Source organism: Desulfoluna butyratoxydans (assembly GCF_900699765.1).
GTDB lineage: Bacteria > Desulfobacterota > Desulfobacteria > Desulfobacterales > Desulfolunaceae > Desulfoluna > Desulfoluna butyratoxydans.
In genome coordinates, this window is sequence record NZ_CAADHO010000002.1 from 721,156 (window position 1) to 746,931 (window position 25,776).

The 25,776-nt window shown below is 59.5% G+C and carries 19 protein-coding genes; 15 read left to right on the top strand and 4 right to left on the bottom strand.

What is annotated here, in order from left to right:
* The first annotated feature begins 1 nt into the window (after window position 1).
* The 13 genes from pheT to MSL71_RS08185 all read left to right on the top strand — a co-directional run bounded on the left by pheT (window position 2) and on the right by MSL71_RS08185 (window position 17,061).
* Window positions 2-2,431, top strand: a complete 2,430-nt coding sequence (pheT, locus tag MSL71_RS08125) for a phenylalanine--tRNA ligase subunit beta (protein ID WP_180138625.1) — start codon at window positions 2-4, stop codon at window positions 2,429-2,431.
* Between the two features lie 199 nt (window positions 2,432-2,630).
* Window positions 2,631-2,960 carry a MerR family transcriptional regulator gene (locus MSL71_RS08130; RefSeq protein WP_180138627.1) on the top strand — a complete coding sequence of 110 codons (330 nt, stop codon included), beginning with the start codon at window positions 2,631-2,633 and terminating at the stop codon, window positions 2,958-2,960.
* 369 nt (window positions 2,961-3,329) lie between these two features.
* Window positions 3,330-3,860 (top strand): ribosome maturation factor RimP, encoded by a 531-nt coding sequence (locus MSL71_RS08135; protein WP_180138629.1) that lies wholly within the window; start codon window positions 3,330-3,332, stop codon window positions 3,858-3,860.
* Window positions 3,860-5,341: a transcription termination factor NusA gene (gene nusA / locus MSL71_RS08140; RefSeq protein WP_180138631.1), complete on the top strand. Its 1,482-nt coding sequence runs from the start codon at window positions 3,860-3,862 to the stop codon at window positions 5,339-5,341. The genes MSL71_RS08135 and nusA overlap by 1 nt, the downstream gene beginning before the upstream one ends.
* 104 nt (window positions 5,342-5,445) lie before the next feature.
* Entirely contained in the window at window positions 5,446-8,418 is a 2,973-nt protein-coding gene (infB, locus tag MSL71_RS08145; RefSeq protein ID WP_180138633.1) for a translation initiation factor IF-2, read from the top strand.
* A gap of 142 nt (window positions 8,419-8,560) precedes the next feature.
* On the top strand, window positions 8,561-8,941 hold the full coding sequence (gene rbfA / locus MSL71_RS08150; RefSeq protein WP_180138635.1) for a 30S ribosome-binding factor RbfA: 381 nt from the start codon (window positions 8,561-8,563) through the stop codon (window positions 8,939-8,941).
* Window positions 8,942-9,046: 105 nt separating this feature from the next.
* The gene (locus MSL71_RS08155; RefSeq protein WP_180138637.1) at window positions 9,047-10,012 is read left to right on the top strand and encodes a DHH family phosphoesterase; all 966 of its coding nucleotides are present in this window, start codon (window positions 9,047-9,049) and stop codon (window positions 10,010-10,012) included.
* Window positions 10,013-10,021: 9 nt separating this feature from the next.
* Window positions 10,022-10,927 carry a tRNA pseudouridine(55) synthase TruB gene (truB, locus tag MSL71_RS08160; protein WP_180138639.1) on the top strand — a complete coding sequence of 302 codons (906 nt, stop codon included), beginning with the start codon at window positions 10,022-10,024 and terminating at the stop codon, window positions 10,925-10,927.
* Window positions 10,928-11,195: 268 nt separating this feature from the next.
* Window positions 11,196-11,465 (top strand): 30S ribosomal protein S15, encoded by a 270-nt coding sequence (rpsO, locus tag MSL71_RS08165; protein ID WP_180138647.1) that lies wholly within the window; start codon window positions 11,196-11,198, stop codon window positions 11,463-11,465.
* A 231-nt stretch (window positions 11,466-11,696) separates the two neighbouring features.
* Complete coding sequence (locus tag MSL71_RS08170; RefSeq protein ID WP_180138649.1) at window positions 11,697-13,910, top strand: polyribonucleotide nucleotidyltransferase; 2,214 nt, start codon at window positions 11,697-11,699, stop codon at window positions 13,908-13,910.
* Window positions 13,852-15,153, top strand: coding sequence for a M16 family metallopeptidase (locus tag MSL71_RS08175; protein ID WP_180138651.1), 1,302 nt, complete (start codon window positions 13,852-13,854; stop codon window positions 15,151-15,153). Before MSL71_RS08170 ends, MSL71_RS08175 begins: the two co-directional genes overlap by 59 nt.
* A 358-nt stretch (window positions 15,154-15,511) precedes the next feature.
* Window positions 15,512-15,970 (top strand): dUTP diphosphatase, encoded by a 459-nt coding sequence (gene dut / locus MSL71_RS08180; RefSeq protein ID WP_180138653.1) that lies wholly within the window; start codon window positions 15,512-15,514, stop codon window positions 15,968-15,970.
* Window positions 15,971-16,260: 290 nt separating this feature from the next.
* Window positions 16,261-17,061: an MBL fold metallo-hydrolase gene (locus tag MSL71_RS08185; protein ID WP_180138655.1), complete on the top strand. Its 801-nt coding sequence runs from the start codon at window positions 16,261-16,263 to the stop codon at window positions 17,059-17,061.
* Window positions 17,062-18,249: 1,188 nt separating this feature from the next.
* On the opposite strand, the gene MSL71_RS08190 is transcribed toward MSL71_RS08185, so the two are convergent.
* From MSL71_RS08190 to MSL71_RS08205, 4 genes are all read right to left on the bottom strand, one after another.
* On the bottom strand, window positions 18,250-18,831 hold the full coding sequence (locus tag MSL71_RS08190; protein ID WP_180138657.1) for a TetR/AcrR family transcriptional regulator: 582 nt from the start codon (window positions 18,829-18,831) through the stop codon (window positions 18,250-18,252).
* Window positions 18,832-19,022: 191 nt separating this feature from the next.
* Entirely contained in the window at window positions 19,023-20,069 is a 1,047-nt protein-coding gene (locus MSL71_RS08195) for an HD-GYP domain-containing protein (RefSeq protein ID WP_180138659.1), read from the bottom strand.
* A gap of 49 nt (window positions 20,070-20,118) precedes the next feature.
* Window positions 20,119-21,141, bottom strand: a complete 1,023-nt coding sequence (locus MSL71_RS08200) for a response regulator (RefSeq protein ID WP_180138661.1) — start codon at window positions 21,139-21,141, stop codon at window positions 20,119-20,121.
* Window positions 21,125-24,019, bottom strand: coding sequence for an ATP-binding protein (locus tag MSL71_RS08205; RefSeq protein WP_180138663.1), 2,895 nt, complete (start codon window positions 24,017-24,019; stop codon window positions 21,125-21,127). The genes MSL71_RS08200 and MSL71_RS08205 overlap by 17 nt, the downstream gene beginning before the upstream one ends.
* Window positions 24,020-24,410: 391 nt before the next feature.
* Here MSL71_RS08205 and MSL71_RS08210 point away from each other — a divergent pair, with 391 nt between their 5' ends.
* Together MSL71_RS08210 and MSL71_RS08215 are read left to right on the top strand one after the other, a co-directional pair.
* Window positions 24,411-24,809, top strand: coding sequence for an acyl-CoA thioesterase (locus MSL71_RS08210; protein ID WP_180138665.1), 399 nt, complete (start codon window positions 24,411-24,413; stop codon window positions 24,807-24,809).
* Window positions 24,810-24,864: 55 nt separating this feature from the next.
* Window positions 24,865-25,545, top strand: a complete 681-nt coding sequence (locus tag MSL71_RS08215; protein ID WP_180138667.1) for a zinc metallopeptidase — start codon at window positions 24,865-24,867, stop codon at window positions 25,543-25,545.
* Window positions 25,546-25,776: the final 231 nt, after the last annotated feature.

The following is a 25,776-nucleotide window of genomic DNA, read 5'->3' on the forward strand; positions in this document are numbered from 1 at the left end:
GATGAAATTCAGTCTAAGCTGGTTAAAAGAATACATACCCCTGGAGATGGGTCTCGAAGGCCTCACAGACGGGCTCACCATGGCCGGCCTGGAGGTGGACTCCGTAACCCCTCTGTATGACTCCCTTGACGGCGTGGTCGTGGCCCGGATTGTCGAGGCAAAACCTCATCCCAACGCCGATAAGCTCCGGCTCTGCCAGGTGGACGTGGGTGCCGACGAGCCCGTGGGCATCGTCTGCGGCGCGCCCAATGCAGCCGAAGGCCTTGTGGTGCCCTGCGCCCTTCCCGGCGCGGTTCTGCCCGGGGGGGTGAAGATCAAGAAGGGGAAAATCCGCGGTGAGAAGTCCGGCGGCATGCTCTGCAGCGCCCGGGAACTTCAGCTGGACACCGATGCCTCCGGTCTGATGGAGCTCGGTACCGACCTTGAGCCCGGTACGCCCCTGAAGGAGGCTCTGGACCTGTTCGACTCCATGGTGGAGATCGACCTGACCCCCAACCGTCCCGATTGCCTCAGTGTGCTTGGCGTGGCTCGTGAAGCCGGTTCTCTTCAGGAGCCTCCCGTGGTGCTTACCCGTCCGGCAGTTTCCCTTCCCGAGGCCGACGCATCCCTGGGCACCATTGGTGATCACACCTCGGTTACCATCGAAGACGCGGATCTGTGCTGGCGATATGCCGCCCGTCTGGTCTTTGACGTCAAGGTGGGGCCGTCTCCGGCCTGGCTCCAGCGGCGACTTCTCTCTGTGGGTCTGACGCCCATCAACAACATCGTGGATATCACCAACTTCGTGATGATGGAGACCGGTCAGCCCCTGCACGCCTTTGATTTTGACCGCCTTGCCGAGAATCGCATCGTGGTGAAGCGCGCATCCGAAGGGGAGGCCTTTACCACCCTGGATGAAAAAGAGCACAAGCTCAACGCCGAGATGCTGATGATTTGTGACGGCGAGAAATCCGTTGCCATCGGCGGGGTCATGGGGGGTATGAACTCCGAAATTGAGGAGGGGACCACCCGCGTACTCCTGGAGAGCGCCTGCTTTAACCCCACCTCCGTGCGGAAGACCTCCAAGCTTACGGGGATCCATTCCGATGCGTCCCATCGCTTCGAGCGCGGCACCGACCCCGAGGGCGTTGTGTATGCCCTGGATCGGGCCACGGCCCTTATGGCGGAGCTCGGCAACGGGCGCCTGGTGGAAGGCCTCATCGACGAAAACCCCGTGCCCTATGCGCCCCGGACCATCACCGTGGACGTGGACGCCCTGAACAGGCGCCTGGGAACCTCTCTGTCGGCCGATGACATGGCAGGGTACCTTGCCCGCGTCGAATTTACCGTCACCGTTTCAGACGCCAACACCCTGGAGGTGGTTCCGCCCTCCTTCCGCGTGGACGTGGAGCGGCCCGAGGACATCTCCGAGGAGATCGCCCGGCTTTGGGGGTACAACAACATCGAGACCTCCTACGCCAAGGTTGTGGCTGCCAAGGAGAGCTATCCTCCTGCCTTTGAAGCGCGTCAGGCCGTACGCGGCGCCTTTGTGGGGCTTGGTTTCAACGAGGCCGTCAACTACAGCTTTATCCGGGAAGACGCCGTGGACAGGCTGCGCTTTGCCGAGGCAGACCCACGCAGGCGCCTGGTGACCATCCTCAATCCCATTTCCGAAGAGCAGAAGGTGATGCGAACCTCCCTTGTGCCCGGGCTTCTCTCTTCTGCCGCTCGAAACATCAGCGTCCAGGAGCGCAGCTTGCGGCTTTTCGAGGTGGGGGCTACCTTCATCGCAGGAGAAGGGGAAACCCTTCCCCAGGAGCCGGAAATGCTTGCCGGCCTTGTCACCGGTGACCGTCGGGCCGCCTCCTGGTTCGGCAAGGAAGAGTCGTGCGATTTCTTCGACCTCAAGGGCGCCCTCGAAGGCTTCTTTGAGGCCCTGCACGTTTCCGGGGTTGCCTTCCGGCCCATGGCGGCGGATGATTGCAGCTATACCCGTCAGGGGTACACGGCTGAGATCCTGCTGGATGGTGAGGCCATCGGTCTTGCCGGCAAGGTCCACGGCGATGTGCTGAAGAGCTTTGAGCTCAAGCAGGATGTCTTTGTCTTTGAAATGGCCATGGCGCCCCTTGCGGAGCGTATCTCCGGAGACCGTCAGGCCACGGCCATTCCGAAGTTTCCCTCCGTGACACGGGACGTGACTATCATCTGCGAGGCGTCTGTCCGCTCAGGTGATGCGGTGGCTTCCATTCTTGACGAGAAGCAGCCCCTCATCGAGCGTGCATGGCTCCTGGATCGGTACGCCGGGGAGAACATCCCCGAAGGCAAGCAGAGCCTCACCTTCAGGGTGGTTTACCGATCTGCGGACAAGACCCTCAACGACAAGGCGGTCAACAAGATCCACAACCGGATCATGGAGATGCTGTTAAAGCGTTTCGATGCTGTCCTTCCCTGATTCCATCGAAGGTACCGACAACACAGGAACGCTGTGATCGGGCAGGAAAGGGGCGTCTTTGGCGCCCCTTTTTTTTGAGGCGTCCCGGCCTTGGGCCGGGGCGCGACGCAAACGAGGGTGGGGTTCCGAAAAGGAGGTTGGTGCGGGCTGGACGCGGTGACGGTCCGGTGACCAGGACACGCAAGGCGGGGAGGATAAAATGGGTATTGTTCCTCAGAAAAAGTATTTCAAAATCAGCGAGGTGAGCAGCCTGACGGGGCTGGAGTCCCATGTTCTGCGTTTTTGGGAGGGCGAGTTTTCCGCCATTCGTCCCAAGCGTACGGAGTCGGGGCAGCGCATGTACCGCAGGAAAGACATCGACACGATCCTGGAGATCAAGCGCCTGCTCCACGATGAGCGCTATACCATTGAAGGCGCCAAAAAAATGCTCGGGGGCAAGGGGAAGGACAAAGAAGCCGCCCCGGCATCCACCCGGGATTTTCTCCAGGGGATTGTGGACGAATTGCGGCTGATTCGGGCCATGGTTTAGGCAGCGCAAGGCCTCGGGCGCGGCATCCCTGATTAATATATTGACAATACACTTTTTTTATCTTATTAGAATAGGCTGGAAATTTGAGGGAGCTGCGCGCAACGCTTGCTCCGGGGGGGTAAAACCCGCCGGTACCTGGCGTCGAAGGGTTTGGCCCTGTCGTATTTACCACCCGTGCGCCCCTTGAAACAGTCCCATTTTCGGGGCTTTTTGCTGGGTGAGCCCCGTTCCTTGAGGCCATTCGGCAGTGGTGTCTGCCCACTCGGGCGATACCGTGACATGAAGGTCTGTTGCATTCGGGAACGGGCAAAACGCCCGTTTTTTGTTTTTTACTGCGCTGTGTTACAGTGGGTTGAACGGATAAACGGTATGGGTACCAGCTCCAAAAAACAGAAAAATCGAAAAAAAGAGGGCCGATCGCATTCGGCGATCACCGGACGGCACCTTGCCGAGGCGCGGCGCCTTGCCGATGACCTGTGCGAGGGCGAAGGGCTGGAGCTTGTTCACATGGAGACCGTGACCGAGTTTGGCCAGACGATTCTACGCCTTTATATTGATAAAGAGGGCGGGGTGAGCCTGGGCGACTGCACCAATGTGAGCCGTCAGCTGGGCGACCTCATGGACGTCTCCCTGGACATCCGCGGTGAATACCGTCTGGAGGTTTCCTCACCGGGCCTTGACCGACCCATTTCCAAACCAGCGGATTTCGATCGCTTCAAAGGGAGCATGGCTGTCATCACGACCCATTCCCCCGTTGAAGGGAGAAGCCGTTTCAAAGGCACACTCCTCGGGCAGGCCCCGGGTGAGATGGTGTGCATGGACGTGGATGGAACAACGCACGAGATTGCCCTTGAGAACATCAAACGTGCCAGACTTGTCGGAAATATTGGAGAGAGCTGATGCAAATTTCAGAGATCAAACGAGTTGTTGAGCAGGTCAGCAAAGACAAGGGTATCGATTTTCATGTGCTGATCAAGACAATGGAAGAGGCCCTTGCGTCTGCAGCCCGGAAAAAACTGGGTAAAAATGCCGACATTGAGGTTCAATATAACGAAGAATCCGGTGAGATCGAGGTCTTCCAGTTCAAGGAAGTCGTCGATGAGGTGGTGGATCCCGACGTGGAGATCACCATCGAAGAGGGCCGAAAGCTGGATCGGGATTGCGAGATGGGGGACAGCCTCGGCCTGAAGGTCGACACCTCCACCTTCGGTCGCATTGCCGCCCAGTCGGCCAAGCAGGTCATCATCCAGAAAATGAAGGATGCCGAGCGCGAAGCCATCTATGAAAGCTTCATCGACCGCAAGGGAGAGATCATCAACGGCATTGTCCAGCGTGTGGACCGGGGGGACCTCATCGTCAACCTCGGCAATACCGAGGCCGTGCTGCCCGTGCGGGAGCAGATTCCCCGGGAGACCTTCCGTCGAGGCGATCGGGTTCGTGCCCTCATCAAAGATATCCTCCTGGAGTCCCGCGGACCCCAGGTTATTCTGACCCGGGCCAGTTCGGAGTTTCTCATCGCCCTGTTCAAGACCGAGGTCCCCGAAATCATGGAAGGGGTGGTCAAGATCAACGGCGCTGCCCGGGAGTCCGGTGTACGTGCCAAGATCGCCGTCAGCTCCATTGATTCGGACATCGATCCCGTGGGCGCCTGTGTGGGCATGCGGGGAAGCCGCGTCCAGAACGTGGTTCAGGAACTCAAAGGGGAGAAGATCGATATCATCCCCTGGCACCCCGATGCCGCCCGTTATGTTTGCAACGCCCTGGCACCTGCGGAGATTGCCAAGGTGATCATCGATGAAGACACCATGACCATGGAGGTCATCGTCCCTGTGGACTACCTCTCCGTGGCCATCGGAAAGAAAGGGCAGAACGTCCGGCTCGCCTCCATCCTCACAGGATGGCAGCTGGATGTGGTCAGCGAAGAAGAGCACAGCCGGTCGCTCAAGGATGAGTTCAACAACCTCATGAGCATTCCCGGTGTCGGTGCAGCCCAGGCCGAGGCCCTTCATTCCAGCGGGTACTACACCGTCGATGATGTGGCGGAAGCCTCCATGAGCGATCTTCTCGACATCGACGGCTTTGACGAGGAGCGGGCAACCCTGGTCCTTGAATCAGCCCGAAACCCGGAGCCTGCGGAGACGGGAAGCGAAGAAGATGATGAGTCAGCGGCAGACGACGCCGCTGCGAGCGACATCCCCGAAGACGATATGTCGGAGGAATCCGAGCTTGATACGCCGGTGGCCGAAGAGGCTGACGGTGCAGACGAGAGCGCGGAGCAGGAAGCAGAACCCGAGCCGGAACCCCTGGACGCCGATGAGGCCGACAAGGAGGGCGATAGCCCGGAGCAGGAATCAGACCCCGAGCCGAATCTCGACGCGTAAGCCTTAAAACCCGGGCGGGCGTCACACAAGGATTGGTTTTTCGGTAAGCCGTGTGAACAGGGAGTTGTTGCAGAATATATTGCAGAATATATTAGGGGGAGTGAATGGCAAAAATCAGAGTTTATGAACTTGCCAAAAGCCTGAATATGACCAACCGTGCGTTGCTCAACAAGATTGAGGCCATGGGCATTGAGGTTGGAAGTCATATGAGTTCTCTGGAGGATGAGACCGTTGAGTTGATCCGAAAGAACCTCTTTGGCGATAAAGATCCGGAGACTCGGGACAAGCGCGTTCGAAAGACCGTCATCAGGCGACGCAAGCGCAGTAACGATGCAGAACACGCCGAGGCAGAAAGCGCCTCCGACGTGGAGCCCGCCGCCGTGGCGGAAAAAGAGGTGGTGCGCCCCGAGGTGAAGCCTCCTCAGCCGGAAACCGCTGACGAAGCCGCCTCCGAGACCACTCCCCCTGTTGAAGAGGTGGTAAAGGCGGAGACGCCTGTGGTCGAGGCAGAGGACGAAGCAGCCGAGGCCGAGGCCAAGGCGGCCACCGAGCCCGTGAAACCCAAGAAAGCCAAGAAAAGTGAGCCGGCCCGCATCATCAAGCGACCCGTGGTTGAGACGCCTTCCCAGGAAGAGCCCGCAGCCCCCGAGGTCGCCCCTGAGCCCGCAAGCGTGACGCCAGCTCCCGTTGCCGAGACGCCGGAAGCACCCGTTGTCGAGGCCAAGAACGAAGAGGAGAGTGTCACAGAGATGAAAGCCGAACCCGCCCAAGAGGCGGCACCGGTGGCTGAAAAGGCCGCTGAAAAAGATGTGGCTCCGGCAGCTGAAGCCGGAGAAGGCGGTAAGACGGGACAACCTGATGAGGCGGATGCTTCTGCGGCTGATAAAGATGAGCCCAAGAAGAAACGCAAGAAAGTGAAGAAGTTCACGGCTGCCAAGATTATCAAACTCCCCGAGCCCGGGACCAAGCCCGCGTTCCTCCGGGACAAAGAGGCGTCAACCCATCGTGGTAACGGTTACTCCCGACCTTCGACGCCCAATAACAACACCCACGATCGCAACGAACGAACCCATGAGCCCCAGATGCCCCCCACGGGTGGCGAGATGGCCGGTGATTCACGCGGCAAGAAGGGCCGTCGCGGGCGTGGTAACGAGACCGGCGGAGACGCCTTCGGCTCTCGCAAGAAGGGTCGTAAGAAGACCGTGGTGGAGGGCAACGCCCTGTACTCCGAAGGCCGGGGCCGCAAAGGCCGTAAGGGCGGCAGGCACAAGCAGCAGCCCGTGGGCCAGAAGACCCAGATTACCGTGCCCAAGGCCATCAAGCGACGCATCAAGGTGGATGATACCATCGTGCTGGCCGAACTGGCCAAGCGCATGGGCATCAAGGCCAACGACATGATCATCAAGCTCATGGGCATGGGCGTCATGGCCACGGTGAACCAGACCATCGATTACGATACCGCAGAGCTCGTTGCCGTGGAATTCGGTTTTGAAGTGGAGCGCGCGGCCTTTGAAGAAGAGACCATCCTGAGCACCTCCTCCGTGGACGAGGATCCCTCGAAGCGTGTGACCCGATCCCCCGTGGTCACCATCATGGGCCACGTCGACCACGGTAAGACCTCTCTGCTTGACGTGATCCGTAAAAGCTCCGTCACCTCAGGGGAAGCCGGGGGCATCACCCAGCACATCGGTGCCTACCACGTGCAGACCGAAAACGGGGCCATCGCCTTTCTCGACACCCCCGGTCACGAGGCGTTTACCGCCATGCGTGCCCGCGGTGCCAAGGTCACCGACCTGGTTATCCTGGTGGTTGCCGCCGATGACGGTGTCATGCCCCAGACCGTTGAGGCCCTGAACCACGCCAAGGCGGCCGAGGTGCCCATCATCGTCGCGGTGAACAAGATCGACAAGCCCGATGCCGATCCGGATCGTGTGAAGCGAGAGCTCTCCGATCACGGCGTTCTGGCGGAAGACTGGGGCGGAGACACCATCTTCGTCAACGTCTCGGCCAAGAGCCACGAAGGTATCGGCGATCTGCTGGACATGGTCCTTCTCCAGGCAGAAGTCCTGGAGCTGGATGCCAACCCCGATCGTTTGGCCATCGGCCACGTGGTGGAGTCCAAGCTCGACATCGGGCGTGGCCCCCTGGCCACTGTCCTGATCCAGGAAGGTACCCTGAAGTCCGGGCAGTCCGTTGTCTGCGGCATGTACCACGGCAAGATCCGAGCCATGTTCAACGACAAGGGCGAGCAGGTCTCCACGGCCGGTCCCTCCATGCCTGTTGAGATCATCGGCCTCACCGGTGTTCCCGAAGCCGGCGACGAGATGGTTGCGGTCAAAGACGACAAAGACGCCAAGCAGGTGAGTGCGCATCGCCTCCAGAAGGCCCGTGCCCGCGAGCTGGCCAAGAACAGCCGCGTGACCCTGGATCGTCTCTTCGAGCAGATGGAAGAGGGCGAGGTCAAGGACCTCAACCTGATCATCAAGGCCGACGTTCACGGCTCCATCGAGGCCCTCCGCGAGTCCCTCGGCAAGCTCTCCACCAGCGAGGTGAAGGTCAATGTGATCCACGCCGCCACCGGTACCGTCACCGAATCCGACGTCTCCCTGGCAGCGGTCTCCAACGCCATCATCCTCGGCTTTGCCGTCCGCCCTGCCACCAAGGTCCAGAACATGGCCAAGGAAGAGGGCGTGGACATGCGGTTCTACGACATCATCTACGATGCCATCAAGGACCTCAAAGACGCCATGGTCGGACTCATGGAGTCCACCTTCGAGGAGAAGATCCTCGGTCGTGCCGAAGTTCGCGACACCTTTGTGATTCCCAAGAAAGGGACCATTGCCGGGTGTTACGTTCTCGAAGGCAAGATTGTCCGTGGCAACAAGGTCCGCCTCCTGCGCGAGGGGGTTATCGTCTACGACGGCAACCTGGCCTCCCTCAGGCGGTTCAAGGACGATGCCAAAGAAGTGGCCCAGGGCTACGAATGCGGTATCGGCATCGAGAACTACAACGATGTCAAGCTCGGTGACACCATCGACTGCTACTACCTGGAAGAGATCAAACCTTCCCTCGATTAGCGCATCCTGCCGGCCTTCGGGCCGGCATTCTATTCTGGTATTTCTGAAAAGACTTCCACGCTGCAATGCCTCGCCATACGCCTTACCGGTTTTTCATGACGGGGCATTTCAGCGTTTGACACCATAAGGATACATACCCAGTATGAAGCCGTTTTCTCGTGCTGAACGGGTCAGCGTTAAAATTCAGTCCACCCTTTCGGAATTGCTGCACAAAAAGGTGAGCGATCCCCGCCTTGATATGGCCACCGTGACAGGCGTCAAGCTCACCGACGACCTGCGCCATGCCCAGGTTTTTTTCTGCGTGTCCGGTGGAAAAAAAGCCAAGTACGACGCCCTGGCCGGGTTCAAAAGTGCCTCGGGGTTTCTGCGAAAATCCCTGGCCGGCAAGCTCGGGCTGAAGTTCATGCCGTCGCTGACCTTCGTGTATGACGAATCCTTTGACTACGGTTCGCATATCAACGAGGTCCTCAAAACTCTCTCGGTCAATGGTGACTCCGAATCAGAAGGCGAATCGGAGTCGTAACCCGGTAACTTCAGCGACGACGTCACGCGTTGGTGCGCAGGGTGCCGTGGTTTTTCCTGTGACCGTATACAGACGGATCGTTCAGAGCTATGCGAGGCCATCAGGATGATGATTCTGGAATCCCTGAAAGAGAGCAGGAGCCTGCTCCTCGTGACCCATATCCGGCCCGACGGTGACGCCATCGGGTCGCTGTTGGCCCTGGGTCGCGCCCTGTCGTTGATGGGGAAAAACGTGCGGCTGTATAATGAGAGCCCCATTCCCGCCATTTTTCGTTTTCTTCCCGGCATCGAGCGGATCATGTCCGATCCCGGGAACCTCTCGTCCTACGACACCGCCGTGGTCCTGGATTGCAGTGACCTGTCCCGGGTGGGGTCCCATGCCGACGAAGTGGGCCGGATTCCCACCGTGCTCAACATCGACCACCACGTGACTAACACCGGCTTTGGCCTCCACCAGATGGTGGATCCGGCCGCGTCGTCCACCGGAGAACTCGTTTACCGCCTGGTGACGGACCTGAAGGTGCCCATCGACGCCTCCATGGCGTACGCCATTTACACGGCCATTTTTACAGACACCGGCTCTTTTCTCTTCCAGAACACGACCCCGGAGGCCTATTTTATCTGCGGTCGCATGGTGGAGATCGGGGTGGACTCCTACAAGGTGGCCCAGACCCTGTTTGCCACCTACTCCCTGGGGCGCCTCAAACTCCTGAACATGGTCCTGGACACCATAGAGATCTCCGACAACGGGAAGCTCTCCGTCATGTACCTGACCCAGGAGATGCTTCGGGAGACCGAGACCAGCGTGGACGACATCAACGGCCTGGTGAACTACGCCAAGCACATCGAAGATGTGCAGGTGGCCGTTCTCATTCAGGAGTCCCGGCCCCTTCCCGGGGACAGGCCCAAGCCCCACTACCACGTCAGCCTGCGCTCCAACGGCCCCGTGGATGTGGGGATCATTGCCGCGGCCTACGGCGGCGGCGGCCATCCCGGCGCAGCCGCCTTTACCTCCTTTACCAGCCTCAAGGACATCAAAAAGGAAGTGCTTCGGATCTCCGACGCATTCTAGATAAGACAGATGAACGACGGTATTTTATTGATCGACAAGCCGGCGGGAATCTCGTCGGCATCGGTTGTCTACCGCATCAAAAAGCGGTTCAAGTTCTCCAAGGTGGGCCACGCGGGCACCCTGGACCCCTTTGCCACGGGCCTCATGGTGATCACCGTGGGAAAGGCCACGCGGCTTTCCCGCTTTTTCCTTGATGCAGACAAGCGCTACGCAGCCCGCCTCGGTCTGGGGACCCTCACCGACACCCTGGACCCCGACGGCGATGTGCTCACCACCGAGTCCGCCGAGGCCATGGCCGCCCTTGAGGCGCGCCTGGGGCTTTCCGAAGCCGAGGCCCTGTGTGCCGCCTTTACCGGGGATTTTATGCAGGTTCCGCCGATCTACTCGGCCCTGAAACACAACGGGGTGCCCCTCTACAAGCTGGCCCGAAAAGGGCAGGCCGTGGAAAAGCCCCCCCGCCCCGTGACCCTCCATGAAAACCGGCTTGTGGCCTTCTCCTTTCCCCACATCGATTTTGAGGTCAGCTGTTCCAAGGGGACCTACATCCGCAGCCTGGCCCGGGACATGGCAGAGTCCGCAGGGACCGTGGGGCACCTCACCGCCCTTCGCCGTATCGAGAGCTCCGGGTTTCATGTGGACGAGGCCCTGCCCCTTTCCGAGGCAGAGACCATGGAACGGGAAGACCTGTCCATGATCCCCATGGCCGAGGCTCTCTCCCACCTGCCGTCCATGGTGGTGGACGAGGCCACCCGAGCCCTGGTCATGAACGGGAACCCTTTGGCTTGGACGCCTTGCGGACAGGAGGCCGGGGCTGATTTCTGCCGGGTTCTGGACGGCCACGGCGCCCTGATTGCCGTGGTGGAGTCGGCAAAATACGGGGCACATCATAAATATTGTTGTGTTTTTAACGCATAAAGGTATAATTATTCGTTATTTGTGCGTCGGGGTTCCCTGTGGGGGACTTACGGTCGCACTTATGCGAGCAGAAGCAACCGCCCGAATGATGCAGCCGGTCTGAATGGAATATCGGATCGGAGAAGGCCGGGCGGGGCTGGCAGATACGTTTGCCGAACGGTTTGCCGGTTTTCATTATTCCAATTTTATTCATTAAGGGCGATCAAGCACGACGGAGCGGAAAAACGTCCCTCCGAAGGGTGCGCGCCCAGATTTGGAGGCAAGATCCATGGTATTTACCACTGAGCAGAAACTGGGAACCATCGAGCAGTACAAAACCCACGAGTCCGATACCGGCTCCCCCGAAGTGCAGATTGCACTTCTGACCGACCGAATCAAGTACCTCACCGAGCACGTGAAGGTACACAAGAAAGACCACCACTCACGTCGTGGCCTTCTGATTCTCGTCGGCCGTCGCCGTCGTCTTCTGAACTACCTGAAGAAGAAGAACATCACTCGTTACCGTGAGCTGATCGCACGACTCGGCCTCAAACGATAGATGGTTTTTGCGGAAGGCACCGGAAATGGTTCCGGTGCCCTCCGCACTCCCATACCCCTTGACCGCCGCACACGAGGCAACCCGAAACCGAACTCCTTTTAAATAAGCACACCTGAGGTATCGACCCCCGTCATATGGGTGGATGGCTCACGCGTGCCGTTATTTATGAGGACGTTCGATGAGGGGCCTCACAAATGAACGCAGCGGTTTCACCTAACCAAGGAGCAATAGATGCAAGAATACAGCTTTGAAACCGAGCTGAATGGAAAGACACTGACCCTTAAAACCGGCAAAATCGCCAAGCAGGCCTCCGGGGCCGTCATCGCACAGATGGGCGAAACCAGTGTACTGGTTACCGTCGTAGGGGCCGATAAGAACAAGGAGGGAATCGACTTCCTTCCCCTCTCCGTGGAGTACCAGGAGAAGATTTACGCGGCCGGACGTATCCCCGGCAACTACTTCAGGCGTGAGCAGGGGCGTCCCAGCGAGAAAGAGATTCTCACCTGCCGCCTCATCGACCGCCCCATCCGACCCCTCTTTGCCGACGGGTACGGCTGCGAGACCCAGGTCATCGCCACCGTCATGAGCATGGACAAGGAGAACGAGCCCGATGTTCTGGCCATGATCGCCACCTTCGCGGCCCTGCATATCTCCGAGCTGCCCTTTGAAGGGCCCATCGGCGCCGTACGCGTGGCCCGTGTGGACGGTGAGTTCGTCATCAACCCCACCCTGAGCCAGATGGAAGAGTGCGACATCAACATCGTACTGGCCGGTTCCAAGACCGGTGTCACCATGGTGGAAGCCGGGGCCAAAGTGGTTTCCGAAGCCGAGATGATCGAGGCCCTGGAAGCAGGCCACAACGCCATCCAGCCCCTCATTGATATTCAGGAGCAGATGCGTGCGGCTGTGGGCCGTGAAAAGCGCGTGGTGGAAGCCCCTGCCGTGGACGAGTCCCTGGTTTCCTTTGTGGACGGCCAGGCGGCCGCCAAGGTCCGCGAAGCCCTTCAGGTGAAAGACAAGATGGCCCGTAAAGCCGCTGTCTCAGCCGTTAAAGCCGAGCTCATCGAAGGCCTCTCCGAAGAGATGGCTGAGCGCAAGGACGAGATCTCCGATATCTTCAGCTCCCTGAGCAAGAAGGTGGCCCGCGCCATTATCCTCGAAGACGGGCACCGCATCGACGGCCGCGCCTTTGACGAGATCCGCGACATCACCTGCGACGTGGACGTACTGGCCCGCCCCCACGGCAGCGCCCTGTTCACCCGCGGCGAGACCCAGGTCATGGGTATCCTGACCCTGGGCTCCGGCATGGACGAGCAGCGTGTGGAGACCCTCTCCGGGGACACCACCAAGCCCTTCATGCTGCACTACAACTTCCCTCCCTACTCCGTGGGAGAGTGCAAGCGCGTGGGTGCACCCAGCCGACGTGAAATCGGTCACGGTGCCCTGGCCTTCCGTGCCATCGAGCCGATCCTTCCCTCCAAGGAAGACTTCGAATACACCGTGCGCCTCGTCTCCGAGGTCACCGAGTCCAACGGCAGTTCCTCCATGGGTACGGTATGCTCCTGCACCCTGGCCCTCATGGACGGCGGCGTGCCCATCTCCAAGCCGGTTTCCGGCATCGCCATGGGCCTCGTGAAAGAGGGCGACAAAGTGGCCATCCTCTCCGATATCCTCGGGGATGAAGACCACACCGGCGACATGGACTTCAAAGTGGCCGGTACCTCCGAGGGCATCACCGCCCTTCAGATGGACATCAAGATCAACGAACTCCCCAAGGAGATCATGGTCAAGGCCCTGGAGCAGGCCCGTAAAGGTCGCCTCCACATCCTCGACAGGATGCTCGACGCCATCGACGCACCCCGTGAGGAGATCTCTGTCCACGCACCCAAGGTGCACGTGGTCAAGATCAACCCGGACAAGATCCGAGACATCATCGGCCCCGGCGGCAAGAACATCCGCCAGATCCAGACCGACACCAACACCCGCCTGGAAGTCTCCGATGACGGCACCGTGAAGATCACCGCCGTCAACGCGGAAGACGCAGCCAAAGCGGTTCAGATCGTCAACGACATCGGCACCGATCCCGAGCCCGGTGAAGAGTACGAAGGCACCGTGGCCAAGATCGCCGACTTCGGCGCTTTTGTCACCATCCGCCCGGGCGTGGACGGCCTCGTCCACATCTCCGAGCTGGCCCACTACCGCGTGAACAGTGTCTCCGACATTGTCAGCGAAGGGGACAAGCTCAAGGTCCGTGTCCTTGAGGTAACCCGCGACGGAAAAATCCGCCTGAGCCACAAGGCAGTCCTGCCCGCCCCCGAAGGGGAAGAGGCACGTCCCCACCGCGATGACCGCGGCGGACGCCGGGACGACAGGGGCGGCCGAAGGGATGACCGCGGACGCGGCGGACGAGGTGGTCGAGGGGGCAATGACAGGGGCCGTCGATAAGACCACACTGACAAACGGCGTACGCATCGTCTCGAGACGGATCGACCATGTGCGGTCCGTCTCCATGGGCGTCTGGGTAGACGCAGGCGCCCGTGACGAGGCCGTGTCCGAAGGCGGGCTCTCCCACTTCATCGAGCACATGCTCTTCAAGGGAACCCAAAAGCGGTCGTCCTACGACATCGCCAAGGCCTTCGACGCCATTGGCGGGCAGACCAACGCCTTTACCTCCATGGAGAACACCTGCTATCACGCCCGCGTGATGGATGAGCATCTCGTCACCATGGCGGACCTGCTCAGCGATATCTTTCTGAACTCCACCTTTTCCCAGGAAGAGGTGGAGAGCGAAAGGCCGGTGATTCTCTCTGAGATCGGCATGGTGGAGGACAACCCCGAGGATCATATCCATACCCTCCTGGAAGAGTGCTTCTGGGGGGATCACGCCCTGGGGCGGTCCATTCTGGGTACCCGGGAGCAGATCTTGGGGTACGGGCGGGAGGATCTGGTTCGGTTCTTTTCCCATCTCTACCAGCCCGACCGGGTGCTGATCTCCTGCGCAGGCCATGTGGACCACGAGGAGATTGTCTCCCTTCTGGCCCCGGCCTTTGAAGGCATCAAGGCCCGTGACGGGTTTCCCGTGCGGAAGGTGCCTGCCCCCCTGTCCGGGGTGAAGGCCCTGTCCCGGGACATCGAGCAGACCCACGTGAGCCTGGCGTGGCCCGGCCTCTCCGTCACCGACGAGATGCGCTTTGCCTCCTCCCTGATGAACACCATCCTGGGCGGGAACATGAGCTCTCGGCTTTTTCAGGAGATCCGGGAAAAGCGTGGCCTTGCCTACAACGTCTACTCCTTCAACGCGTCCTACGTGGACAGCGGCATGGTCGGTGTCTATGCGGGCGTCAGCCCGGACCGGCTCACCGAATGCCTGGAGGTGACGAATCAGGAGCTCATGAGGCTCTGCGAGCACGGCGTGGACCAGGAGACCCTGGACGAGGCCAAGGCCTTTACCAAGGGAAATATCCTCCTGGCCTCCGAGAGCGTGGACAGCCAGATGGCACGACTTGCCTCCAGCGAGTTCCACTTCGGACGCCAGCTCTCCCTGGATGAGGTGGTGGCCCAGATCGAGGCCGTCACCGTGGAAGAGGTCCGAAAGGTCGCGGACATGGCCTTCAGCCAGAAACCCGCCGTGGCCGTCCTCGGTCCCGACCCTTCCGAAGCAGAGATCCGAAAGGTCTTCGGGTTGTGATGGCGTCCGGCTGACCCCATGGCCGGCTCCCCATGACACCAAAAAAATTAAAGGTACCTCCTGTGTGGGGGTACCTTTTTTTGTCTCTGCCTGTTACGGTATTTTTTTGCCGCTCCGTAAAACGAGTCTCCTATGGGCAAGGGTGCTGAAAAAAAGCATGCCTCCGGCGGGTCGCTTTTTTGAAAAAAAGCTCCGCAAAAAACTTTCCAAAAGAAGTGACGAATTTCTTTCGGCGAAGCCTGGAATGACTTTCTTAAGACCTGTTTGTCAAACTTTTTAAAAGTTTGGCCCCCGGCAGGGCCGCCGGAGGCGCTTTTGAACTGATTAGTTACGCATTTTTTTATTATATGGAGCCGATATGACCGACAGACCCCGGGTGGCCTTCAAGCGCCTTGACCCGCAGAAAAACAGCGACGTTCCCTTGCCTCGTTACATGACCGAAGAGGCCGCGGGCATGGATATCCATGCGGCCAATGAAGCACCCGTGACCCTGGCACCCGGTGCCGTGGCCCTGATCCCCACCGGGTTTTCCATGGCCCTTCCCAAGGGATTTGAGGCCCAGATCCGGCCCCGGAGCGGCCTGGCCGTCAAGCACGGCATCGGTATCGTCAACGCACCGGGCACCATCGACAGCGATTACCGGGGCGAGGTCAAGGTGGCCCTCATTAACTTTGGCGCCGAGCCCTTTATTATCAATCGCAATGAGCGCATCGCCCAGATGATCGTGACCCGTGTCTGGCAGGCCGAGATCACCGTGGTGGACGACCTCGACGCCACAGAGCGCGGAGATGGCGGCTTCGGGCACACCGGCGTATAAAGCCGGTGCAACATCAAAACAAAAAGTAACGATTCAACTCCAAAAAACAGCCTCCGGCGGCGAGGTGAGCCACCTCGAAAGCTTATTGCGCAAGCGCATTTAAAAAATAAGTTGCCTCCGGTGGGTCGCTTTTTTGAAAAAAAGCTCCGCAAAAAACTTTCCGAAAGGTTAGAACAGTCAGAATCGCTGGAATTCATAGCAAAGCTGTTAAGATCTGTTTGTCAAACTTTTCAAAAGTTTGGCCCCCGGCAGGGCCGCCGGAGGCATTATATTCTTTGGGATGACATGAGATGACTGAGATTCAGGAACCGGAAAACTGTTTTTGCCAGCTCGCCAGCGGCAGCAAGGGCAACGCCCTGTACGTAAAGGGGGGAGAGACGGCGGTCTTGTTTGACTGCGGTCTTTCGGGCCGTGAGCTGGAGCGGCGCATGTCTGAGCGGGACCTCGATCCCACGACCCTCTCTGCCGTGGTGGTCTCCCATGAGCACACCGACCATGTGGGGGGCGTGGGGGTGGTGTGTCGAAGGTTCGGGATCCCCCTGTTCATCACCGAGGCCACCCGCACGGGGTCGGTCAAGAAGCTCGGCAAGACCAAAGCCATGGACATTCAGGCCATGGAGTGCGGCAGGCGTTTTTGCGTGGGGGGGCTGGAGATCCATCCCTTTTCCATCTCCCATGACGCGGCCGATACCTCCGGATTTCGGGTCACCACCCCGTCCGGATCGACCCTGGGCATCGCCACGGACCTGGGCATTGCAGGCCACCTTGTCAAAGAGCACCTGTCGGGCTGCAACGCCCTGATCCTGGAGTCCAACCACGACCCGGAGCTCCTCTACGACAATCCCAACTACCCCTGGCCCCTGAAACAGCGCGTGCGCAGCCGTGTGGGCCACCTTTCCAACGAAGAGGCCGCCACCCTTTTGGATGCCGTGGACCGGTCCCGGCTCTCCCACCTTGTCCTTGCCCACCTGAGCGAGGAGAACAACACCCCCGATCTTGCCCTTGCCGCCGCCTACAGCGTTCTCAGCGGCAGCAACACCTCCATCTCCGTGGCCAAGCAACACCTCTCCACCCCCGTGATTTCATTTTAGACGCATAAAAAGCCTGGCGCTGGCAGCGAGGTGAGCCACCTCGAAAGCATATTGCCCTTTTGCTTCGCCCATCGTTCCTCGGGCCAAAGCACAAGGGCCTTTGGCTCGGGCTTCGCCCGACATCAACGCTGGTGGTTTGTCCGGGGTGGCATACAAGCTCAGAATGAGAAGGATACGTTGTCGCTACTTATCCAGTGTCGATTTAACCGTACTGTCTTCGGCGGCAAAAGGCTGGGCCCTTTGACCCCAGTATCGCAGATGCTCCAAGCCTTCGTTCCTCGGGCTCACCACATGTGCTGACGGGCTGCCCGTATGCTCTGGTCGGTATAGCCATTCAGGGTAACATTGCCCCTGCGAACCGCCGAAGCCAACGGTAATAGAAGTCAAACATGAATAAAAACGCCGTGTTCTTGATGTGCTTATAATAAACGAATAATCGTTTGTTTATATGTGTCCATAAGAGGGAGATGGGTATTGTGGGAACCCTATTACAGACGAGGACACCTGTGGCATCGGGTGCAATGGTTCTGGACTCTGTTATCATCATACTGCTTCTAAAAAGATATAATAAAAGAACGATCGTTTAGCACTTTTCAATGAAAAGTGTGGCCCCGTTGCCATGGGCGGTCAGGAAGGGAGCTGAACAGGACGTTGTTTTTGGGATTAGCCTATACCCAAGGAATAACCGCGTTCCTTTTCTAACGTCGCAACGTGTGCGGTACAAGCTATGTGGCATGGGGGGCATATGGGAGAAAAGGACTTGGTCTTACGCCATGGCAATACACAGAAAGATTGCAAAATTTTATAATAAATGAACGATTGTTTATTTGTAATAGTCTAATAAGGTATCTTTTTCATCCCTTTGTCTACAGTCTGAAGCAGGAGGGCGCTTTTGGGGCACTTTCCAACAGCGGAGTCAGGTTATCATCAAGTTACGGCGAATTTAGCAGACATGGAGTGAAAAACTGGCGTGGGTTGGGAAGCACAAAGAGGAGAGAAGCAAAGGCGATGCCTTCTATGGTGAGGGGGGCAGAGCCCCCGGAGGTTCCCTTTTTTGAAAAAAGCTCCGCAAAAAACTTTCCGAAAAATTAGAACAGTCAAAATCGCTGGAATTCATGCCAAAGCTATCAAGACCTGTTTGTCAAACTTTATAAAAGTTTGGCCCCCGGCAGGGCCGCCGGAGGCAAGTTATGCCTCGGGGGCGGCCACGGCGTCCCAGGCACAGGAGAAGGCGGCTTCGAGGCCGTCGTCGTCCATGGCGATTCCCTCTTTGACGTGTTGTTTGGCCAGCTGGGTGAGGGGGTGAAAAGCAAAGGCCACGAGGAGTTCCATGGGAACCTGCTTGAGGATGCCCTCTTTCTGGCCTCGCTCGATGAGGTGGGTGAAGGGTGCGAAGAAGCCTTTGGCCTCCTCTTCCTCCACGGCATCGGCGATGGGGGCGTTGCAGAACTGTTCGGCAAAGACGAAGTGGTCCGGGTAGGCCAGGTAGTAGGCGTAGAGGTTTTCCCACATGAAGCGGAAGGCGTCCCGGATGTCCAGGTCGTCGTCCAGGCTGTCCAGGATGGCCCGGCTCATCTCCCGTTTGACCTCCACGTAGAGGGTGAGGAGAAGATGGTCCTTGTTCTCGAAGTAGATGTAGATGGTGGCGGGGGAGACCCCAGCCTCCCGGGCGATTTTGGACATGGAGGTGTGGGCCAGACCCAGGGTGTTGATCAGCACCATGGCGGCATTTAGGATGGCCTCTCGTTTGGTTTCGTCTTTGGGTCTCATGGGAGTTTAATAAACGATCATTCATTTAATGTCAAGGGGTGGATATCCCCGGCTCTCCCTTATTAGGTTGGCCAGAATGCCTGTGTTATCCTCTATAATCATGATGGGTTGTGGTCGGGCGGCCAGGGCCGGGCGACTTGGCAGCCAGTCGCGGGCTTCGAGCAAAATCGGGTTTTCCACAGGGTTTTGCTTCAGTTTGCCGCCGCACGGTGCACGGCCTCAGGGTGGTCGGCGAGGCGCTCTTTGACCTCGATCACCTGGAAAAGGATGCCCATGAACTGGTTGATCAGGTTCGGGTCAAAGAGGTGTCCCGATTCCTTTCGGAGGTAGTCCACTGCCCGGCTGACATCCCAGGCGTCTTTGTATGGGCGCCTTGAGGTCAGGGCATCAAAGACATCGGCCACGGCCACGATGCGGCCTTCGATGGGGATGGCTTCGCCCTTGAGTCGGCGGGGGTAGCCGCTGCCGTCCCAGCGTTCATGGTGGGTGAGGGCAATGGTGCGGGCCATCTGAAGCAGAAGGGAAGGGTTGGGGCCGATGATCTCCGCCCCGATTTTGGGGTGGCGTCTCATGATCTGCCATTCGTCTTCGGTGAGGGCCGTCTGTTTCTGGAGGATGCAGTCCGGGATGCCGATTTTACCGATGTCATGCATGGGGGCTGCATTGTACAGGCGGTTGACCTCCACCTCGGGCAGGCCGATGGCCTGGCCGAGCAGACGGGCATAGTGGCTCATGCGCAGGATGTGGAGCCCGGTTTCGTCATCTTTGTACTCCGAGGCCCTTCCCAGCCGCTGGATGATTTCAAGGCGGGTGTTGTTGAGCTCCTTGGTGCGCTCCTTGACCCTGGCGTCCAGGGTGCGGTTCTGGTTGTAGAGGGCCAGGTGGGTGGCGATGCGTGCTTTGAGGATGGCGGGGCTGATGGGTTTGGTGATGTAGTCGGCGGCGCCCATTTCCAGGCCCGTGGTTTCGTCTTCGATGTCGGTCATGGCCGTGACGAAGATGACGGGGATATTCCGGGTCCTGGGGTCCTTTTTCAGGGCGACACATGTCTGGTAGCCGCTCATCTTTGGCATCATCACATCCAGGAGGATGAGGTCCGGCAGGCTGCCAGTGGCCATGGCCAGGGCTTTGAAACCGTTTTCGGCAAACATCAGCCGGTAGTGATCTTTGAGGATATGTTTGATGACCTCTCGGTTGATGGGCTCATCATCCACGGTCAAAATGGTCCATTTTTCCACGGAAGGTCTCCTGATAAGGATGGGTTGTTCGGGTAACGGATACCGGGGCTCATGCCTTGTCGCCCCATTTGTTGAGAACCCAGAGCAGGTGTTTTTTGATGCCCATGAAGGCCTTGACCAGGGCCGGGTCAAAGTGGCCGCCGGATTCGTCGGCAATATGGGCCATGGCTTTTTCCACGGGCCACGCCTCCTTGTACGGGCGCTTGCTGGTGAGGGCATCAAAGACGTCGGCCAGGGCGACAATACGCCCTTCAAAGGGAATCGCCTCACCGGCAAGGCCACCGGGGTACCCGGAGCCGTTCCATCTTTCATGGTGGGTCAGGGCAATGGTGCGGGCGTATTTCAGGAGTTCGGAGTCGTCCTCGCCGATGATCTCCGCTCCGATGGCGGGGTGGCGCTTCATGATGACCCACTCTTCGGCAGTGAGGGGCCCTGGTTTCTGGAGGATGTTGTCGGGGATGCCGATTTTTCCCACATCGTGCATGGGGGCGGCGGTGAAGAGGCGCTGGGCCTCCTCCTGGGAGAGCCCGGCGGCCAGGGCGATCATCCGGGAGTAGTGGCTCATGCGGATAATGTGGGCCCCGGTTTCGTCGTCTTTGTATTCCGAGGCCCTTCCAAGGCGCTGGATAACCTTGAGGCGGCTGGAGTGAAGGTCCCGGGTTCGGCGGGCAACGGCATGTTCGAGCTCCCGGTTCTGGTCATAGAGTGCCAGGTGGGTGTTGACCCGGGCCTTGAGAATGGGGGGGCTGATGGGTTTGGTGATGTAGTCCACGGCCCCGAGCTGCAGCCCTTTTTTTTCGTCCTCCACATCCCCCATGGCCGTGACGAAGATGATGGGGATACGCCGGGTCCTGGGGTCTGCCTTGAGGTTTTGGCACAGGTCGTATCCGTTGAGGTCCGGCATCATTACGTCCAGAAGCAGAAGGTCGGGCCGGTGCTTGTATGCCGCGTGGAGACCCTCCCGCCCGCTGGTGGAAAAGGCCAGATCGTAGTGGTCCTTGAGGATGAGCCGGATGATCTGAAGATTGCCGGGCTCATCGTCCACCGCGAGTATTTTATGTTTTTGCGCCATGGGCTTCCCCGTTTAGGTAAATGTTCATGTCTCGGGCTGTGTTCCTGGCCTCTTCCTCTGCCCCTCGGAAGTCGAACAGCTCCACCCTGTCCTGGATGGCTTGGGTGTGTGCCTCGGAGATACAGGCGACTGTCGGTTCCAGAAGGGGCGCCACCCGGTCCGGGTTGTCGGTGCCGAGGGCGTTGAACAGCTCGGCAAACCAGGTTGCCGTCTGTTCCGGGGAGCGCTCGGGGTGGGCTGTGGTCGGGGCCTTCCGGTCCGGCAGTGTCAGGGCCTGGGCCAATCGTTGGAACGCGCCGTGGAGGGTGAGGAGAAGGGGGCGCGCTTTGTGGCTTTCGTCGGGGCCCGGCAGGGGTGTGAGGGCCTGGCAGGCCCTGTGAACTTCGGTCATGCAGAGGTTGGCAGACGCCCCTTTGATGGCATGGAGTTTCTGGTGGATGCCATCGGTGCCCCCCGCCTCCACGGCTCGGAGCATGGCCTGGGGGGTTGCTTTGAATTTCTGCACGAATGACGAGAGGGCTTTGAGGTAGACGGTCCGGTCTCCCCAGGTGGCCATGGCCTTTTGCATATCGACCCCTGTAATTCTCGGCCAGGTGTTGCAGGAGTCATCAGTAGGCTCTGCTGTGGGCTGGGCCGTGAGGCCCTCAAAGGGGAGGGTGGCCTCAATGGCGGCAAAGAGGCGCGTGAAATCGATGGGCTTGGTGACCACCTCATCCATGCCCGCGCCCAGGCATTCCATGACATCCTGCTTTCCGGCGCTGGCCGTGAGTCCGATGATGGGGATGGTTCGGGGGGCCTTGCCGGAAGCACCGTCGCGGATTCTGCGGGTGGCCTCCAGGCCGTCCATTTCCGGCATGTGAACGTCCATGAGGATGAGGTCAAAGGGCCTTTCGGCAAGGGCTTTGAGAACCTCCTGCCCGTTGGAGACCGACACGGCCCCGTGTCCCTGCTGCTCCAGGCGGATCATGATGAGCTTGGCGTTTTCATCGATGTCCTCGGCCACGAGGACGGAAATGGCTGCCGTCACCGGGACCGGCACATGGGGCTGCGGCGCTTCCCGGTGGGGCGCTGTGGCCTCCGGCAGGGCGAGGGTCAGGTGAAAGGTGCTTCCCTTGCCCACCTCGCTTTTGACCCAGATGGTGCCGCCCATGAGTTCGGTGAGCTGCTTGGCAATGGCGGTTCCGAGACCGGTGCCCCCGTATCGTCGGGTGGTGGAGTCATCGGCCTGGGCAAAGGGCTCGAAGATACGCTTCAGCTGGTCTTCGGGAATACCGATGCCCGTGTCGTTGATGGCAAAGTGGATGTTCGTACCGGTGAGGGCTTCCACATGAATGGTGACGCCCCCGTTGTGGGTGAACTTCACGGCGTTGGAGAGAAGGTTGAAGAGGACCTGCCGGAGGCGCATGGGGTCTCCTGAGCAGTACCGGGGCATGGGCGTGGCCATGTATAACCGCAGGTAGAGGCCCTTTTCTCGGGCGGCTGACGCCATGGTCTGGGAGATGTCCCGCAGCAGGGCGGTGAGGTCAAAGGGGGTGAACTCCAGCTCCATGCGGTTTCCTTCAAGCTTGGAGATGTCGAGGATGTCGTCCAGGAGGCCCAGGAGACTCCAGGAGGAGCGGTGGGCAACTTCCAGGTAGCTTCGGAGTTCTGCAGGCAAGTCGTCCTTTTCCAGGGCCAGGGCCAGAAAGCCCAGCAGGGCGTTCATGGGGGTGCGGATTTCATGGCTCATGTTGGAGATGAAGTTGGATTTTGCCCGGTTGGCGGACTCGGCCTTCTCCATGGCGACCTCCAGGTCCTTGGTGCGCTCATGGATCATGGCGCGCAGGTTGTCCCGGTGTTTCATCAGCTCGGCATCTGCGCTCTTCTGCTGGGTGATTTCCAGGATAGATCCCACAAACATGGGCTCTTCGGTCTGTTTCATCTCCGAGACCGCAAGCCAGATGGGGAACACCTCGCCGTTTTTCCGCCTGCCCTTGACCTGCTGCTCGATGCCGATGGCTCGTTTTTCTCCTGACTGGAGGTAGCGCCGTATGAATCGGTCGTGTTCCCTTCGGTAAGGCCGGGGCATGAGGATGCGGATGTTTTGTCCGAGGACGTCCCTGGATGCGTATCCGAACATGCGTTCCGCCGCCTGGTTGAGGGATCGCAGGGTCCCTGCATGGTCGATGGTGATGAGACCGGCCGCCGCGTTGTTGATGATGGCCGAGAGGCGTCGCTGGTCCTCGGTGCCTTTTTTTTCCCGTTGCGCAAGGCGGGTCTTCATGGTGTCAAAGGCGTGGGTCAGCAGGCCGATTTCATCGCCTGTGGCCCCGGGAAGGGTGACGCTAAAATCGGCGCGTGCAATGTGGTGTGCCGCAACGCCCAGCCGGTTCAGGGGCCGGGTAATCCGCCGGGTCATGTACAGGAGCAGGGCCATGGTAAGGATCCCGGGCAGGGCAATGAGCAAAAGGCCCATGCGGGCGGCGGCCTCGGTGCGCTTTGCGGTGAGGGCTTTGACATTGGCGCCGAGGCGCAGGGTGGCAATCTCCTCCATGCCGTGGGTGATGGAGGCGTCGAACCAGGTCAGGGGCGTGGTTTCGGGGGGCTCCGGCGTGGGGGGGTAGACCTGCTTTCCCCGGGCATCGGTCAGGATGACGCGACTCCAGACCGGAGAGGTCTCAAGGGTGTGCTCCAGGGCGCCCACAAGGCCCCCCGGCGGCGCAGAGAGGATGCCGGGCCGCATGGCCTCGGCAAGGAGGGCGACCTCGGCCTCTCCCAGTGTGATCAGGTCGGATTCGACCCGCCGGGTATACGCCGGGAGCCACCATGCGAGATATGCGCCGAGCAGGGTGGCCGTAAACAAGGCCATAAAAAGCGTCAGTTTAAGGCGAAGGCTCATGGCAGGTTTCCTTTGGGCGGCGGCGCATGGGCACAGGGGCCGCAAGGGAAGGGATGGTGCCGGTCTTTTTGGGTCGGGGTGTGCGATGGCGAAGAGGGCCTGCAGGAAGACTCCGGTTCCGGGTCGACGGGGGCGGGGCAGGCATCGCGAAGGTGCGTTTGCAATGTGCCAGTATACCACAGATAAGGAGCGGCCATAAAGGGGTGAGAAAATCTGCATTGAAACCCGGAAAGAGCCTGTGTAGAGTGCAGAAGGCTCTTTTATCGGCCCGGTTACGGGTGTGTTCGAAGGGGAGCCGCAGACACGCCACAGGAGCTGTGTGCCGAATTCACCGGGTCGAAGGGCTCTGGGAAAGGCATTTTTTAACACGTGACGCTGGAGAGAATCGTTTATGGACACCTATGCCATTGTTCGCCCCGAACACCTCAACCACCACGGCTATCTTTTTGGAGGGGCCCTGCTCAAATGGATCGATGAATATGCATGGCTCGTTGCGTCGCGGGATTTTCCCGGCTGCACCCTGGTGACCATCGGCATGGACGACATCGTGTTCAAGCAGAGGGTGATCAGCGGGGCCATCCTGCGGTTTCAGATCGAGCCGGTGAAAAAGGGGGGCTCTTCCGTGAGGTACGGGGTGGAGGTTTTCTCCGACGAGCCCGGGGCCACGAACGAGAGGCACGTGTTCTCCACCACCATCACCTTTGTCAGGCTGGACGAGCAGGGGAAAAAGTGCGACCTCCCCGCCGAGGTGCGGTACCGGTCCCTGGCCGGAGGGACCCTGACTGCCTGATCTGCACCCCAAGGGCTGCGGATTTCCCGTGCCCTTTTATGTTACGGGAGTGTTCATGACTTTTCTTGTTGCAGCGCTTCTTATCCTGGTGATTCTCTTCGGGCCCCAGGCCTGGGCACGATACATCCTTGCCCGCTACAACCGGGATGCCTATTTTTCGGGCACCGGACTCGATTTCGCCCGTCTTCTGATCAAGGAGCTGGGGCTGAAGGAGGTTCGGGCCGAGGTCTCCCTGCTGGGGGATCATTACGACCCTGGGCAAAAGTGCGTGGGGTTGCGACCGGCCTTTGCCCAGGGCAGGACCCTTTCCGCCGTTGTGGTGGCCGCCCATGAAGTGGCCCATGCCCTCCAGCACGCACGGGGTTACCCCCCTTTTTTTGCCCGGGGGCGCCTCATCAAGCTGTCGGAGGCCGTGGATCGATGCGGCACCCTGATCTTTATCGTCTTTCCCCTTGTGGGCGTGGTGCTCAAGGCTCCCATCATGGGTCGCCTGATCCTGGTGGGAGCAGGAATCCTGCTCATCACGCCGGTGCTGGTCCACCTGGTCACCCTGCCCGTGGAGCTGGACGCCAGCTTCCGCAGGGCTTTGCCCCTCCTTCAATCTGGTCCCTACATCCCCAAAGAGGACCTTCCCGCCGCCCGACGAATCCTTGTGGCCTGTTCCCTGACCTACGTGGCCGCGGCCCTGGCCGGTTTTTTCAATGTCTGGCGCTGGGCCCGGGTGCTGCGTCGCTGAAGGGTGACCGCTTAGACCACCGCATTTGGATTTTTGCCTCCGGCGGCCCTGCCGGGGGCAAAACTTTTGAAAAGTGTGACAAACAGGCTTTATTTCTTTGGTGTACACAGCAACCTTGCATAGCTCCTTGATTACCGGAACGTTTTTGCGGAGCCTTTTTCAAAAAGCGACCCGCCGGAGGCAACTGAATTGTTACATGCGTTTACCCTGGGTGACCGGCTGTGCGGCATT

Excerpts from the sequence above, each read along its gene's own strand:
- MSL71_RS08210 (WP_180138665.1), top strand. The coding sequence starts at position 24,411 with ATGGACACCTATGCCATTGTTCGCCCCGAACACCTCAACCACCACGGC.
- MSL71_RS08130 (WP_180138627.1), top strand. The coding sequence starts at position 2,631 with ATGGGTATTGTTCCTCAGAAAAAGTATTTCAAAATCAGCGAGGTGAGC.
- truB (WP_180138639.1), top strand. The coding sequence starts at position 10,022 with ATGAACGACGGTATTTTATTGATCGACAAGCCGGCGGGAATCTCGTCG.
- infB (WP_180138633.1), top strand. The coding sequence starts at position 5,446 with ATGGCAAAAATCAGAGTTTATGAACTTGCCAAAAGCCTGAATATGACC.
- MSL71_RS08205 (WP_180138663.1), bottom strand. The coding sequence starts at position 24,019 with ATGAGCCTTCGCCTTAAACTGACGCTTTTTATGGCCTTGTTTACGGCC.
- MSL71_RS08215 (WP_180138667.1), top strand. The coding sequence starts at position 24,865 with ATGACTTTTCTTGTTGCAGCGCTTCTTATCCTGGTGATTCTCTTCGGG.
- dut (WP_180138653.1), top strand. The coding sequence starts at position 15,512 with ATGACCGACAGACCCCGGGTGGCCTTCAAGCGCCTTGACCCGCAGAAA.
- MSL71_RS08155 (WP_180138637.1), top strand. The coding sequence starts at position 9,047 with ATGATGATTCTGGAATCCCTGAAAGAGAGCAGGAGCCTGCTCCTCGTG.
- MSL71_RS08190 (WP_180138657.1), bottom strand. The coding sequence starts at position 18,831 with ATGAGACCCAAAGACGAAACCAAACGAGAGGCCATCCTAAATGCCGCC.
- MSL71_RS08135 (WP_180138629.1), top strand. The coding sequence starts at position 3,330 with ATGGGTACCAGCTCCAAAAAACAGAAAAATCGAAAAAAAGAGGGCCGA.
- MSL71_RS08185 (WP_180138655.1), top strand. The coding sequence starts at position 16,261 with ATGACTGAGATTCAGGAACCGGAAAACTGTTTTTGCCAGCTCGCCAGC.
- MSL71_RS08175 (WP_180138651.1), top strand. The coding sequence starts at position 13,852 with ATGACCGCGGACGCGGCGGACGAGGTGGTCGAGGGGGCAATGACAGGG.
- MSL71_RS08200 (WP_180138661.1), bottom strand. The coding sequence starts at position 21,141 with ATGGCGCAAAAACATAAAATACTCGCGGTGGACGATGAGCCCGGCAAT.
- rbfA (WP_180138635.1), top strand. The coding sequence starts at position 8,561 with ATGAAGCCGTTTTCTCGTGCTGAACGGGTCAGCGTTAAAATTCAGTCC.
- rpsO (WP_180138647.1), top strand. The coding sequence starts at position 11,196 with ATGGTATTTACCACTGAGCAGAAACTGGGAACCATCGAGCAGTACAAA.
- nusA (WP_180138631.1), top strand. The coding sequence starts at position 3,860 with ATGCAAATTTCAGAGATCAAACGAGTTGTTGAGCAGGTCAGCAAAGAC.
- pheT (WP_180138625.1), top strand. The coding sequence starts at position 2 with ATGAAATTCAGTCTAAGCTGGTTAAAAGAATACATACCCCTGGAGATG.
- MSL71_RS08170 (WP_180138649.1), top strand. The coding sequence starts at position 11,697 with ATGCAAGAATACAGCTTTGAAACCGAGCTGAATGGAAAGACACTGACC.